Consider the following 17,823-nt stretch of genomic DNA (forward strand, 5'->3'; position numbering starts at 1 on the left):
ATGGGAGACACACGGCACGGATGGCGTCGAGGGGTGCGGACACTGGCCGCCGCAGGAGCGATCGGAGCGGGCGTCGTCGGAGTGGAACTGGCCGTTATCGTCGGCTCCCTGCTGCGCGAGGCCTACCGTTACCCGAAGCCGGTGCAGGACGGGCCCGACCCGATGCTGGCGGCGCCGACGCACACCCGGTCGTCGGTGGTCGCGGCCGCGGACGGGACCCTGTTGCACGTGGTGACGGCGGGCGATGTGGACGCCTCCGACGAGGTACTCGTCTTCGTGCACGGATGGACGTGCAACACCGGTTTCTGGAACGCGCAGATACAGCACTTCGACGGCGGGCAGGCCGTCGTAGCCTACGACCAGCGCGGACACGGCCTGTCCGAACTCGGCAAGAGCAGGCCGTCCACCGAGATGCTCGGCCAGGACTTGCAGGCCGTCCTTGAGGAGATGATTCCGGCAGGTAAACGCGCCGTCCTCATCGGGCACAGCATGGGCGGTATGACGATCATGTCGTGGGCCGCCCAGTTCGGTGCAGGCATGGAGGAGAAGGTGTCGGCGATCGTCCTCGCCTCCACGTCGGCGTTCGGTGTCGTTCAACGTCAACTGCTGATCCCAGAGGACCTGCCCGCATTCGTCCATCCGATGGAGCCGATCGTCGAGCGGGCCTTCGTGTCGACGCCGCTGCCGTTGCCGACCAATCCGGTCAGCGAGCGGATCACCCACTACATCGCGCTCGGACCGGTGGCCCGGCAGGCGCACGTCGACTTCAGTGACGAACAGATCGCCGCGTGTTCACCGTCGGCTCGCGCCGCGTGGGGCGCGGCCATGTATCAGTTGGACGTGCGTGCCGGACTCGCCAAGATCACCGTCCCGACAGCCGTAGTTGTCGGCGCACAGGACCGCTTGACCAGCCCTATCCACTCGGAGGAGATGGCCGAGGTGCTCCGCGCAAACGGTGTGCTGCACTCGATCACGGAGTATCCGGGGGCCGGTCACATGGCGCCGATCGAACGCGCCGTGCCATTCAACCGGCTTCTCGACACTGTGCTCGGTGACGTCAGCGAGGCAAAGAGCAGTTGACGAATACCGGTTCGGGGTGCAGGGCGACGCCGAAACGCTCGCGCACCCCGTCCCGGATCGTCCCGGCCAAGGCCAGCAGGTCGGCCGTCGTCGCAGTCCCCCGATTCGTAAGCGCCAACGTGTGCTTGGTCGATAGGCGCGCGGGCGCGTCCTGCGCCGGATAGCCGCGGGTGAAGCCTGCCCGCTCGATGAGCCACCCTGCCGACAGTTTCGACCCGCCGTCCGCCGGGAACTGGGGGATCGCGGCGTCGTTGCCGACCGTCTCCCGGATGCGCGCCAGGACATCGTCGATCGAATCGTCGGCGACGATCGGGTTGGTGAAGAACGAACCGGCACTCCACGTGTCGTGATCGTCGGGGTCGAGCACCATGCCTTTGCCGCGTCGTAGTTCGAGCACTGTCGCCCGGACATCGGACGCGGGAGCCGCCGCTCCCTCCTCGACGCCGATCCGGCGCGCCAACTCGCGGTAGGCGATCGGCTGGGACACGCCGTCACCGTTGAGGCCGAGCCTCACGGCGAGCACGACGTGATCGTCGCGGCCCTTCAAATTGGATGTTCGGTACGCCAACGCGAGATCGGCGGGCGGTACCCACCGGACCTCGCCGGTCGCCCGGTCGAGCAGTCGTACCTCGCGCAGCAGGTCGCCGACCTCCACGCCGTACGCTCCGACGTTCTGTACCGGAGTGGTGCCCGCAGCGCCCGGGATGCCTGACAGACATTCGAGCCCGCCGAAGCCGGCGTCGACTGTCGCGGCGACGAGAGTGTCCCAGTCGGTGCCAGCCTGTGCTGTGACGTATGGACCCGCGTCGTCGGAGCCGAACTCGATCCCCTCGGTCGCGACGACGACGGCGGTTCCGGCGAACCCGTCGTCGCCGATCACCAGATTTGACCCGCCACCGATGAGAAGCACCGGGATCCCGACGTGGTCGAGAGCCGTGACCGTGTCGATCAGCGCAGCGGTCTGAGTGCATTCGACGACGGCGTCGGCGGGGCCCCCGAGGCGCAGCGTGGTGAACGCAGACAGCGGCTGTACGTGACTCATGTCGGTAACGGTAACCTCTCAGCCATGTCGAGCAACTTCGAGCACTCGGTCACCTACCCGTTCTCCACTACGGACTACTGGGCACTGATCACGACCGAGCAGTACTGGCGTGACCTGTTGGCCGCGACGAACTCCGATCACGGGTCGCTCGAGTCGTTCACGCTCGACGGTGACGAGGCGACCGTCGTGACCAAGCAGGGCGTCGATGAGGCGAATCTGCCGAAAGCCGTCACCGCGGTCCGGCCGGGCGACCTCGAGATCCCGCGAACCTGTGTCTTCCGCCTCTCCGGCGACACCATCATCGGGCGGATGGAGGCGTCGGTGACAGGTGCGCCCGCCAAGATCTCCGGTGACATCATCATCTCCGGCGACCAGGCAACCGCCCAGTACACGGGGGCTGTCGACGTGTCGGTCCCGTTCGTCGGCGGCCGTATCGAGAAAGCGGTGATCGAGCAGGTCGTCTACCTCCTGGACGCCGAGCACGACGCCACCGTCGATTTTCGTCAGGGTTAACCAGCCGGTTACTCTTGGCTTCATGGCACGACGGCTCAGTTATTCCGCACGCTACGAGCACCCGGCGGAAAAGCTCTACCAGGCGCAGATGCAGCGACAGTACTGGGACGACCTCATGGAGGGATTCCGGGAACTGACCCCGATCTCGAACGTCGAGGAGTTCGAGACGGGTGCGGGAGGCATGCGAGTCGTCCTCAAGCAGACCCTGACTCGGGACATGCTGCCGCCGATCGCGCAGACCGTGATGATGAAGGACATGGTCATCACGCGCGTCGAGTCGTTCGACGCGTTCGACGCCACCGGCACCCCCGGCTCCTACACCGCGTCGATCCCGGCCGGTCCGGGATCGCTGACCGGCGAGCAGGAACTGTTCGACACGGAGACCGGTTGCACCGTGCGTAAGACCACCGAGGTCAAGGTGTATCTGCCGTTCGTGAACGGCAAACTCGAACAACTCATGCTGGTGAACCTCGTCGACCTCTTTCGCGGCGAAGCCGAGTTCACCGCCGATTGGGTGAGCAAAAACCTGGCGTGATCTCGGCAGGCCGGGCCGAGGGGCGGATCACCCGCGGCACCACGAACATCAACCGACTTCGCCGGATCGATCGCGCGATGGCCGGGGATCGGCGCGTCCACGCGGCGTGCGCCGTCGCATCGCCACTCGCTGTCGATCTCGGCTACGGCGGAAGACCGGACACTGCAGTCGAGATGGCCAGACGTCTGCGCGCGGTGATCCCGAATCTGGACTTCGTCGGACTCGAGATCGACCCGTCGCGCATCGTCGAACCGCGCGAGAACGTCCGGTTCGCGCTCGGCGGCTTCGAGTTGGCCGGTCTGCGACCGAATCTGGTGCGCGCCTTCAACGTCCTCCGTCAATATGACGAAGCAGAGGTCGCTGACGCCTGGACGCGGATGCGGTCGGCGCTTGCGCCGGGCGGACTCATCATCGAGGGGACCTGCGACGAGATCGGCCGTCGCTGCTGTTGGGTGCTGCTCGACGAGAACGGCCCGGTCGAACTGACGTTGTGCTGGGCGCCCGAACACACTGGCTACCCGTCGCAGCTGGCGCCACGCCTGCCGAAGACATTGATCCACCACAACGTACCGGGCGAACCGATCCACGAGCTGCTGGTCCGCGCCGACCGGGCGTGGGATCGCGCGGCTCGACGGACCGCGTTCGGTCCACGTGACCGGTGGCGGGTCGCCGTCGAGATGTTGCGCGAGGAAGGACTGCCCGTCACGATCCCGCGCGGCCGGCGGGTGGACAACCTGCTGACCGTTCCCTGGTCGGTCGTCGCCCGATCGGACTGATCCGGCGACACGGACATCGCCTGTCGGAGGCCGCGGTTACTATGAGCGCATGTCGAGGCCGGGGCACGGGGAGTCGCCGCAGGGTGATGCGGATGGGCGCGTAGACCACTACGCAGAGACGATGCACGGTGGAACCCTTCCGGAAGTGCCCCACTACGGGAGTGATCTGTACGGGAGTCAGCAGCAGAATCGGGATCAATACACGGGGCAGCAGTACCCGGCGGGGAGCTACCCGCCTTCCGGCCAATGCCCCAGTGGCCAATACCCATACGGCAGCCAATACCCAACGAGCGGTCCGCCTCGTGACTCGAATGTCGCGCGCGGCATCGTGATCGGGTTGGCGATCGCCTGCGTGCTCGCGCTGGTCGTCGCCGCCGTCGTCATCTGGGTGAAGGTGGCGGGTAAGGACGATCCCGCCGACGCTCCGGTCGCCGATCAGCAGGCGGTGTCGGTGCCCGCCACGGAAACGCAGGAGACGGCGACGGTCGTCACTGATCCGGAGGGCGACGCGCAAACCGAACTCACCTCAGTTTCGCAGACGGACACCGCTGATGTCCGCGCTCAATACGACAATCGGTGGGTCGCTCAGGTGAGTGCGAAGTGGCCGGGGGTTTTCGCGGAGGGGCAGACTTGGGACAACCGGTCGATCCTCGCTGAGTACCAGGGCATGAAGGCCCGCTATCCGAACGTGAAGCTGCTGCGGTCGTCGGACTGGCCGGTGTTCTCCAGCCCCAACTGGTGGATCCTGGTGTCGGCGCAACCGTTCGCGAACCCGGAGCAGGCATTGTCGTGGTGCGCGAGCCAGTCCCTCGACAAGGACCACTGCTTCGCGAAGCTCATCAGTTCGACGCGCGGACCCGAAGGGTCCACCCGTTACCAGAAGTAGAGCGCGAGCTCCGCTGCGAAGACCGCATCGAGGCTGAGACAGCGGAGTTGAGGGTGCGGTGAGGCCTGCCGCGATTGGAGGTGCGCGCCGCGTTTCGTCGATCCCTTGGCAGATACCGGCGACAGCCGACTAGCGTTGACACTCCAGACCCAGTCACTCCAGACCCAGTCACTCCAGACCCCAGACACTGCTGCGGACCGACGACTTTCCAGGAGGAACTCGCGTGCATCTCGCGATGGCCCAGATCTCGACAGGTACCGATCCGGCTGAGAATCTGACCAGAGTGCTCGACGAGACGCGGCGAGCGGCAGCCGCGGGCGCCGACTTGATCGTGTTCCCCGAGGCGACGATGTGCCGGTTCGGGGTGTCACTGCGCGGCGTCGCCCAGCCGTTGGACGGTCCGTGGGCGTCTGCGGTATCCGATGTCGCCGATGAGACCGGTGTCGCCGTCGTCGCGGGCATGTTCACGCCGTCCGACGACGGGCGGACCCGAAACACCCTGGTAGTCGCCCGCCCCGGGCTACCTCGGCTCGCCTACGACAAAATTCATTTGTTCGATGCACTCGGCTTCGAGGAATCCGCGACTATCGCACCAGGCGACGAGCCGCTCGTGTTCGACCTCGGCGACCACCGGATCGGGGTGGCCACGTGCTATGACATCCGCTTTCCCGAACTGTTTACCGAACTCGCACGGCGCGGTGCGGACCTCATCGTCGTCCCTGCGTCGTGGGGGTCCGGACCCGGGAAGATCGCCCAGTGGGAACTATTGGCGTCGGCCCGCGCACTGGATGCCACAGCCTTCGTCGCAGCTGTGGGCCAGGCATTGCCGGACGACGCTGCAGTGCGCGAATCCGCGGCCCCCACGGGCATCGGTCATAGCCGAATCTCAGATCCGTTCGGTAGCGTGATCGCCGACTATGATTCCGGCGAGCGGGTGGATCTACACGATCTCGACCTGTCCCGGACTGACAAGGCGCGTACGGCGCTGGCGACGCTCGCCAACCGCCGGGACATTCCCCGCCTGGATGGGACCGATGCGAAGTGACGGACGAGGACAAGAACGAACCGGTTGAGAATCCGGAGACCCCTCCGACCCCGGAGACCCCCGAGACTCCTCCAACCCCGGCGACACCCGAGACTCCTCCGGCCTCGGTGACCCCGCCGCCGGACGCCGTCGAGCCGCCGGCGAGCCCCGACAGTCCGGCGACCCCCGGGGACGCGCCGACCGGTGAGGTGGTGACCGGTCCGATCGACCAGAACCGTATCCAGCCTCGTCCGCCCGCGCACGCTCGGCCCGACCCGGCGACGCACGCCTATTCGAAGTCGAATCCGTCCACGAGGCAGATGGAGACGCCCGGGACCGGCGAGTTCGGACCGATCGGAACCGACCCGACGCTACCGACGTCGCCGCCCGATGTGCCGGTGACCCGTTCGGCACCTGCCGCAGGCAAGCACGGCCGTCGTCGGACGTACGCGCTCGTCGCGGCGGCCATCGTGCTGCTCCTCGTGATCGCCGGAGTCGGTACTGAGCTGTACATGCGGAACAAGGTCACCGGCTGCATCGAGAACGCGTTCGGCGACCTGACCGGGGCGTCGACTGAAGTGTCTGTGTCGCGTAAACCGATGCTGCTGTCGGTGCTCGGAAGCAGTGTCCCGTGGGTGCAGGTAGATACCAGCGACGGTGCGCCAACCGATATGCGCCTGCATGCGCGAGCCGAAGGCATCAGCACCGACGGCGGCACGGTGGACCATCTCGACGGCAACGGGTATCTGCCGTACAAGCGGATCACCGAGCTGAGCAACGACTCGAGCACCGAGAGTGGCGCGAAGATCACCGGCATCACCGCCGACGACAAGGCCGGGACTATCAAGATCAGCACCGAAGTGCCGATCGCGATCATCTCGGTGCCCGCCACCGTCACGCTGAAGCCGAAGCTGACCAACGGGGCCGTCGACTTCCAGGTCACCGATGCGACCGCGCTGATGTTCGGCCTGCCGTCGGACTTCGCTCAGCCGATCGTCGACCAGGTGACCGACTCGATGTTCGGCCCGCTGTTCAAGCAGATCAAAGTCGACAAGTTCACGGTCACCAAGACCGGGATCGACTTTAGCTTCGCGGGCGACGACGTGAACTTGAAGGAAGCCGCCGAGAGCACCGACTCGTCGGGTGAGTCGTCCGGCGGCTGCTCGATCTAATTCGGTGAACCAGGTGTACCCCCGAAACCACCTAGGAAAACCGAAATCAGGAAAACCGGAGACTAGGAAAACCGAAGACCTAGGCGAACGGCTACCTAGGCGGACCGATAGCTAGGCGAACCGATCGCTAGGCGAACACGACCGTCTTGCGGCCATGGACGAGGACTCGGTCTTCGAGGTGCCACCGGACGCCGCGCGATAGGACGAGGGTCTCGATGTCTCGGCCCTGACGGACCATGTCGGCCGTCGAATAGTCGTGGTTGATGCGGCTGACGTCCTGCTCGATGATCGGCCCCGCGTCGAGATCCGCGGTCACGTAATGGCAGGTGGCCCCGATGAGTTTGACTCCGCGGTCAAACGCTTGATGGTAGGGCCGCGCGCCGACGAAGCTCGGCAGGAAGCTGTGGTGGATGTTAATGGCGCGTCCCGCCCACGCCCGACACAGGTCGGCGGGCAGAATCTGCATGAACCGGGCGAGGACGATCGCGTCCGGCGTGTAACCGTCGACGAGCTCTTGTAGCGCCGCGAAGGCTTCCGGCTTGCCGTCGGCGGGGAACGGCACATGGTGGAACGGCACACCGAACCGAGTGGTCAGATCTTCGAGGTCGGGATGGTTGCCGACGACCGCTCGAATGTTCGCGGGGAACTCGCCGCGCTCAGCGCGCCCGAGAAGGTCGATGAGGCAGTGGCTGTCGCGGCTGACCAGCAGGACGACAGACTTCTCCGCACCTGTGTCGGTGAGGGACCATTCGGTGTCTGGACCGATCTGTGCGGCCACCTCGCCGAACCGTCGTCGCAGATCGTCGACGTCGAGGTCGACGCTATCGGCGCGGACGGCCTGCCGGGTGAAGAACCAGCCGGACTGCGGGTCCGAATGGTACGCGGCCTCGGTGATCCATCCGCCGATCTCAGCGATGAAACCGGAGATGGCCGCAACGATGCCGGTGCGGTCGGGGCAGCCGAGTGTCAGGACGAGACGGCGCTCGTCCGCAGCGACGGGAGAGGGGCTGGCGGAGGAGGGAGATGAGGTCGGGAAGGTGCTCACTCTGTCAAGTGTGCCAAGCTCGTATGTTGTGACGAACAGTAACCTGACCGGACTCCACGACAAACCGAATCGTGCGGCCGTCGCGGCCCTCGTCGACCACACGCTCCTCAAACCGGAAGCGACCCGGGCCGACGCCGAAGCAGCCGTCGCCGAAGCGCTCGACCTCGGCGTCTACTCCGTGTGCCTGTCGCCGTCGATGCTGCCCATCGACACCGGGTCGTTGAGCACCTGTGTCGTCGCCGGGTTCCCCTCGGGCAAGCACCATTCGCTAGTGAAAGCCGCGGAGGCTCGTTTCGCGGTCGAGAACGGCGCGCAGGAGGTCGACATGGTGATCGACGTCGGCTCCGCGGTCGACGGTCGATTCGACGAGATCCTTGCCGACGTCCTCACCGTCCGTGAAGGCGTGGGCGCCGACACGGTGCTCAAGGTGATCGTCGAGTCGGCTGTCCTCCTGGCGGCGATCGGCGACGACGGGCTGGCGGCCGTGTGCCGCAAAGCCGTCGACGGCGGAGCCGACTTTGTGAAGACGTCGACCGGATTCCATCCGGCGGGCGGAGCGAGCACCCACGCGGTGCGGGTGATGCGCGCCGCCGTCGGGCCGTCGATCGGAGTCAAGGCCAGCGGCGGCATCCGGACGGCCGAGTTCGCGGCCGACCTCATCGCGGCAGGAGCAACCAGACTCGGGCTGTCCGGATCGCGTGCGGTCCTGGCAGGATTCGCCGAGTAGGCACGGCCGTCACCGGGGCAGCGGGTCCTGGACTGTCTCGTTCAGACGACGGCCAATGGATCGACGTAGACGGCCGACAGCGCGACCGCGACGGCCGCTGCCTCGGGGACATGCACGCCGAAACACGTCGGGACGATCTCGAGCGGCCGGTCGATCCTCGTCGCCTCGTCGAATGCGGCCTGCACCGGCGCGAGACCCTGCGGGTGGGCGGCGAACGCATCGCCCGCCACGACGATCTCGTCGGGGTTCACCACATCGCGCATCGCGGCGACCGCCTGGCCGAGGACGCGGGCGCGTTCGTCGGCGAGCCGATTGGCGCCGGGTTCGATACCGAGGCGGTCGGCGGCATCAATTAGCGACTGTGTGCCGATCACCGATTGAAGCGGGGCGACGGCGGTGTCGGCGAGAGCCCCCGGCACGACGGTCAGCCCGGCGATCGTGCCGGCCCCGCGCGCGGGCTGATACACCTGGCCGTCGAAAGTCATCGCCATGCCGACGGTCTCGCGAGCGTAGAAGAACAGCCCGGACGGTCCACGGGCCATCGCGCCGGACAAGATCAATTCAGCGGCTGCCATCGCCTGCACGTGCTCGGACACCGACACTGGCACGCGCAGGGACGCGGTCAGTTCATCGCCGAGCGGTTGATGCCGCCAGCGGAGGATCGGATGGTCGACGACGCCGGACTCGCTGTCGACGGCGCCGCCGATCGCGACACCGCCCCACAGGACGCGTCGCCCCGAGAAGCGGTCGGCGAGCTCGCTCAGCTGGGTGCACAGGTCAGTGATGTCGGTGGTGCGCACGGCGTGCGAATACAGGGTGCGGCCGCGCAGGTCGGCGATCACGAGCGCGGTGCGACGAGCGCCAACGTGCATTCCTGCCACACAGAAGTGGTCACGGTCGATCGTCAACGGCAGCTTGGGGCGTCCGATCGCTCCGGGGTCGACGAGGTCGGGCCGTTCGCTTACGAGCTTCGCGTCGAGGAGTGCGTTGACCTGCCGGTTGACGGTCGCGGGCGAGAGGTCGACGGCGGCGACGATCTGGTCGCGGGTGACAGGTCCGTGCACGCGGACCGCGTGCAGGACGGCGGCCGTCGGTCCGGTCCCGACGCGCAGACTTGCCGGAACCACTCCGCTACCGATCATGGCGTCGAATCTAGCAGCCGGACGGCGCAGTCGGCCGTCTCTTAGACTTTAGATTCATGGGTATCTCAATACAGTCGACAGATGAGTCCGAACGCAAGGTCGCGGTGGTGACCGGCGCGAGTTCGGGGATCGGCGAGGCGACGGCGCGTGCATTGGCCCACGACGGCTACCACGTCGTCGTCGGTGCCCGCCGTACCGAGCGGATCGAGACGTTGGCCGCCGAGATCGGCGGTCGCGCACACTATCTCGACGTCACGGATGCGGAGTCGGTCGAGCAGTTCGTCGCTTCACTCGACCGGGTGGACGTCTTGGTCAACAACGCTGGCGGCGCGAAGGGGCTCGCGTCGGTGGCGAACGCGGACCTCGACGACTGGCGGTGGATGTGGGAGACCAACGTGATCGGCACGCTGCGCGTCACGAAGGGCCTGCTGCCACTGTTGGAGGCCTCTGGCGACGGCCTCATCGTCACCATCACCTCGATCGCGGCGATCGAGGCGTACGACAACGGCTCCGGCTACACTTCGGCCAAGCACGGCCAGTCCGTGCTGCACCGCACGCTGCGGCCGGAACTGTTGGGCAAGCCGATCCGGCTCACTGAGATCCTCCCGGGCATGGTGGAGACGGAGTTCTCACTCGTCCGATTCGACGGAGACGCCGAGCGGGCGGACGCCGTCTACCAGGGCCTCACCCCGTTGACGGCAGGCGACGTCGCCGATGTGATCGCGTTCGCGGCGTCCCGCCCGCCGCACGTGAACCTCGACCAGATCGTCCTCATGCCGCGAGATCAGGCCAGCGCACGCCGCAACGTCAAGACCGGGTGAACCCAGCGCCGTATGCATTTCGGCCGGGCGAACCCGGCACGGTATGCATTTCGGCCGGGCGAACCCGGCACGGTGCGCTTACGGCCGGGCGAAACCGGCACGGAGGTCGACGACCGCTGCCAGCACTTGCGCGACCTCGTCGGTGTCGGCGATTCGGAACTTGGCGGCGGTCGCACCGTCGCCGACCTTGACGCTGACGTCGCCGGGCAGATTGAGGTGCGCGAACGCCTTCTCATCGGTGATGTCGTCACCCAGGTATAGGACCGCTTGGGCGTGGACACGGTCGCGGAGACGGTCCAGCGCGTGCCCTTTGCTGGTCTCGATGACGGCGAGCTCGATGACGGCTTTGCCGTGCGTGACGTGCACACCGTTCCACGAGGCCGGGCCTTCGACGGCGAGCGCCAGTGCGGCGCGGGCGTCGTCGTCGGACGCGTTCCGGACGTGCAGGGTGGTACTGACGGGTTTCGTCTCGATGCTGGTGCCGGGCAAACGCGCGGCGATCGACTCGAACTCGGTGACGATCGACGCCAAGAGTGCCCGCTTCTCGTCGGTGAGCGGCTCGTCGAAGCCGGATTCGAACTCGGCCCCGTGACTGCCGACGAGAGTCACCGGTTCGCCGAGCCCGGACAGCGCAGCGAGGTCGGCCCGGGCCCGCCCCGAGACGAGCGCCGCCCACGTGTTCGGGAGTTCCGCTGCGGCGGCCAGAGCCGCCGCGGACGCCGGATCGGGCACAGCGTCTTCCGGGCGCGACACTATCGGCGAGACGCAGCCGTCGTAATCCGATGCGATGAGCACCCGATCGAGCGACGCGAACTCGGCGAGTGCGTCACCGAGGGGCGTCGCCCGAGACGTCGGACTCACCGGGCGGCTTCGTTCGCCGCAGCGGCGCCCGACAGACACTGCAAGAAGCTCCGGGACCACACGTCGACGTCGAAGTCGAGGACCTGCTGGTGCAGGACGGACATTCGCTCACGACGATCCTCGGGGGAGTCTGTCACCGCGCGGACCACGACGTCGCGCACGTGCTGCCCGTCGTACGGGTTCACCAGGTACGCCTGATCCATTTCGGCTGCGGCTCCAGTGAACTCGCTGAGCACGAGGGCGCCGCCGAGGTCGGCGCGGGCCGCGGCGTACTCCTTGGCGACCAAGTTCATGCCGTCCCGTAGCGGGGTCACAAGCATGACGTCGGCGGCGAGGAAGTACGCCAGCAGTTCGTCTCGCGGTACGGGCTGGAGGAGATACCGGACCGGGGGACTGCTCACCGTGCCGTGAGTGCCGTTGATGTGGGAAACCGAGCGTTCGATGCGGTCGCGGACCGCGATATAACTGTCGACGTTCTCCCGGCTCGGGCTGGCCAACTGGACCAGAACGGTGTCGGTCGGGTCTAGTCGACCTTCCCGGAAGAGACCGTCGAGCGCATCGAGTCGGACATCGATGCCCTTCGTGTAGTCGAGTCGGTCGACGCCCAGCAGGATCGTCGACGGGTTACCGAGTTCGGCGCGGATCGCTGCGGCGCGGTCGGTCATCGCCGCAGCCTGTTCGGCCACCGCGGACGCGTCGATCGAGATCGGGAAAGACCCGACGCGGATCGTGCGTGAGCCGTCACGGACGGTACCGAGTCCGTCGCGGACACCGACCGGGTCACGTGAGGCGTCCAGTTTCAGGACACGACGGACCAGAGTGAGGAAGTTCTCGGCGCCCCCGGGCAGATGGAATCCGATGAGGTCGGCGCCCAGAAGCCCGCGGAGCAGTTCGTCGCGCCACGGGAGGCGGGCGAACAGTTCGTACGAGGGGAACGGGATGTGCAGGAAGAATCCGATGCGCAGGTCGGGGCGAAGTTCGCGGAGCATCGACGGGACGAGCTGCAGCTGATAGTCGTGCACCCACACGGTCGCGCCCTCGTCGGCCGCCTCCGACGCAGCCTGGGCGAACTTGCGGTTGACGGCGACGTACGACGTCCACCAGTCGTGGTCGAAGATCGGTTCCACGAGCAGGTCGTGGTAGAGCGGCCACAAGGATGAGTTTGCGAAACCCTCGTAGTAGTCGGCGATCTCATCGCTCGACAGCGGAACGGAGCGGATGTCGATTCCGTCGATCTCGGGGTCGTCCGACGAATCGGGGACCCCACTCCAGCCGACCCACGCGCCCGACCGCGACGCCAGGGTCGGGGTCAACGCAGTGACGAGCCCGCCGGGCGCACGCTTCCACGTGGTGGTCCCGTCGGGCTCGACACGTTTGTCGACCGGGAGGCGATTGGCGACTACGACGAAGTCAGCCATACCGGTTCAGGCGGCCGGCTCGTCCGGTGCGATTCCGAGCATCGCGAGGAGCATCCGGCATTCGTCGGCGTCCTGCGCGTATGCGGCGACGACGCGACGCGCGGAGAGTGCGGTCTCGTCGGCGACGGGTACCAGTTCGTCGTCCGCGGCGATATCAGTTGTCTTAGCAGGCATGCTGCAGATTCTACCCCGCGCTGATCAACTGCTCCGGTCGGCGTTCGCGACGATCGCGTCGCGAACGTACTGGGCCAGCCCCGGTTCGAGGTCGTTGTACGTCGCCGCGAACCGCGGATCGCTGACGTACATCTCGCCGAGACAGCGATGGAATTCGTGGCTGCAGTCGTAGAATCGCTCGTCCATCTGCACGCGCGCGCGTTCGGCGATCGCCACGGCGACATCACCGTCGGCCGGTTCGCCCGCCCGCTTGGCCGCGATGAACGCGTCGTTCGTCGCGTCCTGCTCGTCTTTAACCTGCGCCCAGTCGGCCTTCGTGTAGCGGGCGGTCCTCGCCTGCGACTGGGCCCACCTGTCGGTGTCGCCCCAACGCTCCTGCGCTTCCGCCTGGTATTCGTCGGAGAAGCCGTCCCCGAACAGGGCTCGCATGTCGGCGTCGGTCGCCGGTTGGTTGTTCATCTCTCGCTCCAATGCTTGATCGATCGCGTCGACGAGCACATCGAGCTCGTCACGCCTGGCGGCGACGACGTCACGCTGGCGGCGGAGATGCTCGACGGTCCCGTCCGAACCGTCGAGCAGGTCGGCGATCTCGTCGAGCGGTAGCTCCAGCCGCCGGTACACCACGATCTGCTGCAACCGCGCCAGATCCGACTCGGTGTAGAGGCGGTATCCGGCGCTGCTCCGCAGGGTCGGACGCAGGAGCCCGATCTGGTCGTAGTGGTGCAGCGTTCGCACTGTCACTCCGGACAGATCGGCTAGTCGTCCCACCGTCCAGGTGGTGTCCTTGCGTGTCATCGTCACGCTTTCGATCGTCGACTCTCACGTCGCGTGAGGGTCAAGCGTTGGTTCCGGTACCGTGTCCTCCCTGCTTCCGCATAATTGGTTTACGCAGGTCAGGGCGTGGCGGTATTCGGATGATGCCGTTGGGGAGACGAGGGCGGCGCAGCGAGCGCGCGAGGAACTCGCCGAGCGTGACTCCGGCCGCGAGCGCGCAGCCAGTGGTCAGTGCGGCGGCGACCTGGCCGAATCCGATAACCGACTGGCCGCTCATGATCCCGTAGAGGCCGCGGTAGATCGCGAGACCGGGCAGCAGGGGGGTGATGCCTGCGACCGCGACGACGAGCGGCGGGGTGAGCGCTCGGCGGGCGGCCAGACCACCGACGAGACCGACCACGATCGCGGCCGCCGCAGAACTGAGGATGGCACCCGAGTCGGTGAGCGCGAGACCGAACGCGACGGCCGACGCGACCGCGCCCGCCCCGAACGCGACCGGAATGGCACGCCGCTCGGCATAGCTTCCGACCGCAAACGCTCCCGCAGCGATCGCGCCGCCGACGATGCGCGCGGCCAGGTCGGCGGGGCCGAACGGCATCTCGGTGCCCAGGCCGGGCAGGAAGACGCCGAGGCTCTCCGTCATTCGCACGCCTAACGCGACACCGGCGAGGATGCCGCCGGTCAACAGCACCACTTCGGAGAAGCGTGCGGTACCGGTGATCGGCGCCCCGGTGATCGCGTCCTGCACCGAGCCGACGAGCGACAGTCCGGACAGGAGCACGACTATGCCCGCCGCGATGATCTGCGACGGTACGAAGTTGTCGTCCAGACCGAGTGAGTCCCGCCAGTGGAACAGCAGTGCCGCGGGCACGGTGGCGATGAACCCGCCCGCGAACTGCTGGAAGAATATCGGTGTTCCGGCTCGGGCCAGACGTCGGTTCAGGGTGACGATGACGACGGTCGTGATGAGCGCCGTGATCCCGACGATCCACGTGCCGCCGAGCAGGATTGAGATGCCGGATGCCATCACACCCCACGCCACGTTCGCCACCCAGTAGGGGTAGGGGTGCGGCGCTCGGGTGATCTGATCGACGATTCCGTGCGCCGTCGCGGGGGTGATCGCGAGTTGCCGGATACGGCGGACGAGCCGGTCGACGTGCGCGAGTCGGGTGAAGTCGAGCGACCTCGCGTACACGGTGCGGACACATGTCACCGGCGGCAGATTGTTCCCGCGCTGCGCGCACACGAGGATCGTGTTGAACGTGACGTCGATGTCGACGTCGTCGAGACCGTAGATGCCTGCGACGAACTCGATCTGACGTCGAGTGTCGATCGCGCCGGTCCCCGAATCGAGGAGGACCGCGCCGATCTTCGCGGCGAGGTCGAGGACCTCGGTGATTGCTGCTTCGTCGTCGAGCGCGATGGGTTTGCGCGGTGCGACGACGATGCTGCCAGGCTCGATCGTGTCGATCGTGGCCTGGGCTGTCCCGAGGACTCGGTTGAGTCCTCGGCGGATGAACGCACGCACGTGCGTGGCCTCCTCTCGTCCGGTCGGTAGATAGGTGCGTGGTGTCGCGACTATGCAAACGATGCTAGTCCCGGGCTGGCGGCGGGCGACCGTTATACTTTTACCCCGCACGCCTCCTTAGCTCAGTGGTAGAGCACTCGCCTTGTAAGCGAGCGGTCGTCAGTTCAATCCTGACAGGGGGCTCCACCACGTTCCCTTCGGTTGTTCGCCGGAGGGAACGTCTGCGTTGCAGAGTGTGATCGACGTGTCAGATCGCCGAGGTCTATCGGGACAAACGCACTCCACTCACACGGTATTCGCACGGTCCTCTCAGTGGCCGTCCGTAGATTCGCCGCATGAGTTCAACAGCTGACAACTTCGTGCAGACCCGTTTCATCGACGGTTGGTCCAGGACGAACGGGGTCCACGCTGCAGTGTTGGCGACCCGCGACGTAGACACCATCGCTCGGGCCGTCGAGCGGGTGGCCGAAGAGAGCCCCGACGCGCCGCGGTATCTGCGGCACGGGGTGATCGCGCGGGGGTTGGGGCGGTCGTACAACGAGTCAGCGCAGAACCGGGCGGGCCTCACCATCGACATGACTGCTCTTGATCGGATCCACCGGATCGACGGCGAAGAGCTGGTGGTCGACGTCGACGCTGGCGTCAGTCTGGACCGGTTGCTGCGGACTCTCGTCCCGCTCGGGTTGTGGTTGCCGGTGTTGCCGGGGACCAGGCAGGTCACGGTCGGCGGGGCGATCGCCCACGATATCCATGGCAAGAGCCATCACAGCACCGGCAGCTTCGGCGACCAGGTGGTCGATGTCGATCTGCTCGTCGCCGACGGTCGTATCCTCACCCTGACCCCGAACGGGTCACCGGACGACCCGGACGGATCGCTGTTCTGGGCGACCGTCGCCGGGCTCGGCCTCACCGGTATCGTCCTGCGTGCACGGCTACGGGTACAGCGCACCGACAGTGCGTATTTCCTGGCCGACGGCGTCGTCACCAATAGCGTGGAAGAGACGATCGACCTGCATCGCAATGGGTGGGGCGACTCCGCGGACTACAGTGCGGGCTGGTTCGACGCGGTTAGCAAGGAGCCGAGGCTCGGTCGCGGGTTCTTCACGCGCGGTCGGCGCGCGGGGGTCGAAGAACTGCCAGCGAAGCTCCGGAAGGATCCGTTGACGTTCGACGCCCCGCAATATCTGACGGTGCCGGACGTATTCCCGAGCGGGCTCGGGAACCGGTACACGTTCGGACTGATGAGCGAAGCGTACTTCCGGACGGGGTCGACGTTCACCGACAAAATCCACAACATCACCGGGTTCCTGCACCCGCTCGACATCATGGGGGAGTGGAATCGCTTCTACGGTCGGAAGGGCTTCCTGCAATACCAGTTCGTGATTCCGTCGGAGAACCTCGACGCCTTCGGGCCGCTGCTGCGTGCCGTTCGCCGCTCCGGGCACGCGAGCTTCCTCAACGTCCTCAAAATGTTCGGTGACGGCAACCGTGCGCCGCTATCGTTCCCGACGGCAGGGATGACCGCGACATTCGATTTCGCGATCACCCGCGGGCTCGACCGCCTCGTCGCCGACCTGGACCGCCGCGTCCTCGACGCGGGCGGTCGGCTCTACTCAGCGAAGGACTCGGTGACGTCGCCCGCCACATTTCGCGCGATGTATCCGCGGTTGGACGAGTGGATCGCGGTGCGTCGACGCATCGACCCGACGGGAGTGTTCGTCTCCGACATGGCGAAACGTCTCGAACTGATGTGAAGACTGGTCTAGTACAGCGCGATCAGGTCGGTTCGCAGATCCTCCTGCGGGGTCGACGACGGATCATTGACATAGATCTCGATCATCGCGCGCGGCGTCGAACCGCCGTTGGCCTCGTGGACCTCCATCAGCGCATCCCACGCCGAACCGAGGCCGTCGAAGCCGCCGATGTGGCTCATGATCAGCGCCTGGCCGGACGGGAACACCTCGTTGGCGATATCGCCGAAGTCGGCGGTGTCGACCGGGGCGTCGACCGGGAATCCGAGCGTCAGGTCGAACACATCGGTCGGGTCGCCCTCGTACATGGCATAGCCGGGGCCAGCGGGCCGCGTCTGCGCGAGCGTGTGGAACGACTCGTCGAAGATCTCCCGCAGGTCTTCGAGCCGCACGTCGTAGAACTTCTGGGTGACGACGGCGATCCCGTCGGGCAGCGCCACTTCCATGGGCTGCAGGAACGAGTCGTCACGGAGGAACAGCGGGATGCTCATGTCAACAGAGCGTACGGACGCCCTGACGTGCTCGCACTGCGAGCCGGTGCCGGTGACGGCACA

The 17,823-nt window shown here is 66.7% G+C and carries 19 protein-coding genes and 1 tRNA gene; 11 read left to right on the forward strand and 9 right to left on the reverse strand.

The genetic code is table 11. The features are described from left to right. Positions 1–1,080, forward strand: coding sequence for an alpha/beta fold hydrolase (locus MP11Mi_RS09165; RefSeq protein ID WP_420038633.1), 1,080 nt, complete (start codon positions 1–3; stop codon positions 1,078–1,080). On the opposite strand, the gene MP11Mi_RS09170 is transcribed toward MP11Mi_RS09165, so the two are convergent. After that, positions 1,058–2,122, reverse strand: coding sequence for a UDP-N-acetylmuramate dehydrogenase (locus MP11Mi_RS09170; RefSeq protein WP_420038634.1), 1,065 nt, complete (start codon positions 2,120–2,122; stop codon positions 1,058–1,060). The genes MP11Mi_RS09165 and MP11Mi_RS09170 overlap by 23 nt on opposite strands. A 24-nt stretch (positions 2,123–2,146) precedes the next feature. On the opposite strand from MP11Mi_RS09170, the gene MP11Mi_RS09175 reads away from it, so the two are divergent. The 6 genes from MP11Mi_RS09175 (at position 2,147) to MP11Mi_RS09200 (ending at position 7,028) form a co-directional block, all read left to right on the forward strand. Beyond that, complete coding sequence (locus tag MP11Mi_RS09175; protein ID WP_420038635.1) at positions 2,147–2,635, forward strand: DUF2505 domain-containing protein; 489 nt, start codon at positions 2,147–2,149, stop codon at positions 2,633–2,635. Between the two features lie 22 nt (positions 2,636–2,657). Further along, a complete protein-coding gene (locus MP11Mi_RS09180; protein WP_420038636.1) occupies positions 2,658–3,170 on the forward strand; it encodes a DUF2505 domain-containing protein in 513 nt (170 codons plus the stop codon). Next, a complete protein-coding gene (locus MP11Mi_RS09185) occupies positions 3,167–3,946 on the forward strand; it encodes a class I SAM-dependent methyltransferase (RefSeq protein WP_420712780.1) in 780 nt (259 codons plus the stop codon). Before MP11Mi_RS09180 ends, MP11Mi_RS09185 begins: the two co-directional genes overlap by 4 nt. Before the next feature lie 49 nt (positions 3,947–3,995). Further along, positions 3,996–4,832 (forward strand): hypothetical protein, encoded by an 837-nt coding sequence (locus MP11Mi_RS09190; protein WP_420038637.1) that lies wholly within the window; start codon positions 3,996–3,998, stop codon positions 4,830–4,832. A 223-nt stretch (positions 4,833–5,055) separates the two neighbouring features. Then, complete coding sequence (locus MP11Mi_RS09195; RefSeq protein ID WP_420038638.1) at positions 5,056–5,877, forward strand: carbon-nitrogen hydrolase family protein; 822 nt, start codon at positions 5,056–5,058, stop codon at positions 5,875–5,877. Continuing rightward, complete coding sequence (locus MP11Mi_RS09200) at positions 5,874–7,028, forward strand: LmeA family phospholipid-binding protein (RefSeq protein WP_420038639.1); 1,155 nt, start codon at positions 5,874–5,876, stop codon at positions 7,026–7,028. The genes MP11Mi_RS09195 and MP11Mi_RS09200 overlap by 4 nt, the downstream gene beginning before the upstream one ends. 127 nt (positions 7,029–7,155) lie before the next feature. Here the strand turns inward: MP11Mi_RS09200 and purU are convergent, their stop codons facing one another. Next, positions 7,156–8,073: a formyltetrahydrofolate deformylase gene (gene purU / locus MP11Mi_RS09205; RefSeq protein WP_420038640.1), complete on the reverse strand. Its 918-nt coding sequence runs from the start codon at positions 8,071–8,073 to the stop codon at positions 7,156–7,158. 28 nt (positions 8,074–8,101) lie between these two features. Between purU and deoC the strand changes: the two genes are divergently transcribed. Beyond that, a complete protein-coding gene (gene deoC / locus MP11Mi_RS09210) occupies positions 8,102–8,800 on the forward strand; it encodes a deoxyribose-phosphate aldolase (RefSeq protein WP_420038641.1) in 699 nt (232 codons plus the stop codon). A gap of 41 nt (positions 8,801–8,841) precedes the next feature. Here the strand turns inward: deoC and MP11Mi_RS09215 are convergent, their stop codons facing one another. Further along, positions 8,842–9,942, reverse strand: coding sequence for an ROK family transcriptional regulator (locus tag MP11Mi_RS09215; RefSeq protein ID WP_420038642.1), 1,101 nt, complete (start codon positions 9,940–9,942; stop codon positions 8,842–8,844). A gap of 56 nt (positions 9,943–9,998) precedes the next feature. On the opposite strand from MP11Mi_RS09215, the gene MP11Mi_RS09220 reads away from it, so the two are divergent. After that, complete coding sequence (locus tag MP11Mi_RS09220; RefSeq protein ID WP_420038643.1) at positions 9,999–10,763, forward strand: SDR family oxidoreductase; 765 nt, start codon at positions 9,999–10,001, stop codon at positions 10,761–10,763. A 78-nt stretch (positions 10,764–10,841) separates the two neighbouring features. On the opposite strand, the gene otsB is transcribed toward MP11Mi_RS09220, so the two are convergent. The 5 genes from otsB to MP11Mi_RS09245 are packed head-to-tail and all read right to left on the reverse strand — an operon-like array spanning position 10,842 to position 15,518. Then, entirely contained in the window at positions 10,842–11,624 is a 783-nt protein-coding gene (gene otsB, locus MP11Mi_RS09225; RefSeq protein WP_420712781.1) for a trehalose-phosphatase, read from the reverse strand. Then, entirely contained in the window at positions 11,621–13,042 is a 1,422-nt protein-coding gene (locus tag MP11Mi_RS09230; protein ID WP_420038644.1) for an alpha,alpha-trehalose-phosphate synthase (UDP-forming), read from the reverse strand. The genes otsB and MP11Mi_RS09230 overlap by 4 nt, the downstream gene beginning before the upstream one ends. Positions 13,043–13,048: 6 nt before the next feature. After that, the gene (locus MP11Mi_RS09235) at positions 13,049–13,216 is read right to left on the reverse strand and encodes a hypothetical protein (RefSeq protein ID WP_420038645.1); all 168 of its coding nucleotides are present in this window, start codon (positions 13,214–13,216) and stop codon (positions 13,049–13,051) included. 24 nt (positions 13,217–13,240) lie between these two features. After that, positions 13,241–14,011, reverse strand: a complete 771-nt coding sequence (locus tag MP11Mi_RS09240; RefSeq protein ID WP_420042055.1) for a MerR family transcriptional regulator — start codon at positions 14,009–14,011, stop codon at positions 13,241–13,243. 40 nt (positions 14,012–14,051) lie between these two features. Continuing rightward, entirely contained in the window at positions 14,052–15,518 is a 1,467-nt protein-coding gene (locus MP11Mi_RS09245; RefSeq protein ID WP_420038646.1) for a threonine/serine exporter family protein, read from the reverse strand. 111 nt (positions 15,519–15,629) lie between these two features. Between MP11Mi_RS09245 and MP11Mi_RS09250 the strand changes: the two genes are divergently transcribed. Both MP11Mi_RS09250 and MP11Mi_RS09255 read left to right on the forward strand, forming a co-directional pair. Then, positions 15,630–15,704, forward strand: a tRNA-Thr gene (locus tag MP11Mi_RS09250). Positions 15,705–15,853: 149 nt separating this feature from the next. Further along, positions 15,854–17,272 carry an FAD-binding oxidoreductase gene (locus MP11Mi_RS09255; protein ID WP_420038647.1) on the forward strand — a complete coding sequence of 473 codons (1,419 nt, stop codon included), beginning with the start codon at positions 15,854–15,856 and terminating at the stop codon, positions 17,270–17,272. Positions 17,273–17,280: 8 nt separating this feature from the next. On the opposite strand, the gene MP11Mi_RS09260 is transcribed toward MP11Mi_RS09255, so the two are convergent. Beyond that, the gene (locus MP11Mi_RS09260) at positions 17,281–17,760 is read right to left on the reverse strand and encodes a GyrI-like domain-containing protein (RefSeq protein ID WP_420038648.1); all 480 of its coding nucleotides are present in this window, start codon (positions 17,758–17,760) and stop codon (positions 17,281–17,283) included. Positions 17,761–17,823 lie beyond the last annotated feature (63 nt).

Source organism: Gordonia abscondita, from assembly GCF_032711245.1.
GTDB lineage: Bacteria > Actinomycetota > Actinomycetes > Mycobacteriales > Mycobacteriaceae > Gordonia.

Coding starts and splice junctions, on each gene's coding strand:
- MP11Mi_RS09230 (WP_420038644.1), bottom strand. CDS start 13,042: ATGGCTGACTTCGTCGTAGTCGCCAATCGCCTCCCGGTCGACAAACGT.
- MP11Mi_RS09170 (WP_420038634.1), bottom strand. CDS start 2,122: ATGAGTCACGTACAGCCGCTGTCTGCGTTCACCACGCTGCGCCTCGGG.
- MP11Mi_RS09190 (WP_420038637.1), top strand. CDS start 3,996: ATGTCGAGGCCGGGGCACGGGGAGTCGCCGCAGGGTGATGCGGATGGG.
- MP11Mi_RS09180 (WP_420038636.1), top strand. CDS start 2,658: ATGGCACGACGGCTCAGTTATTCCGCACGCTACGAGCACCCGGCGGAA.
- MP11Mi_RS09240 (WP_420042055.1), bottom strand. CDS start 14,011: ATGACACGCAAGGACACCACCTGGACGGTGGGACGACTAGCCGATCTG.
- MP11Mi_RS09260 (WP_420038648.1), bottom strand. CDS start 17,760: ATGAGCATCCCGCTGTTCCTCCGTGACGACTCGTTCCTGCAGCCCATG.
- MP11Mi_RS09255 (WP_420038647.1), top strand. CDS start 15,854: ATGAGTTCAACAGCTGACAACTTCGTGCAGACCCGTTTCATCGACGGT.
- MP11Mi_RS09175 (WP_420038635.1), top strand. CDS start 2,147: ATGTCGAGCAACTTCGAGCACTCGGTCACCTACCCGTTCTCCACTACG.
- MP11Mi_RS09235 (WP_420038645.1), bottom strand. CDS start 13,216: ATGCCTGCTAAGACAACTGATATCGCCGCGGACGACGAACTGGTACCC.
- MP11Mi_RS09220 (WP_420038643.1), top strand. CDS start 9,999: ATGGGTATCTCAATACAGTCGACAGATGAGTCCGAACGCAAGGTCGCG.
- MP11Mi_RS09165 (WP_420038633.1), top strand. CDS start 1: ATGGGAGACACACGGCACGGATGGCGTCGAGGGGTGCGGACACTGGCC.
- MP11Mi_RS09215 (WP_420038642.1), bottom strand. CDS start 9,942: ATGATCGGTAGCGGAGTGGTTCCGGCAAGTCTGCGCGTCGGGACCGGA.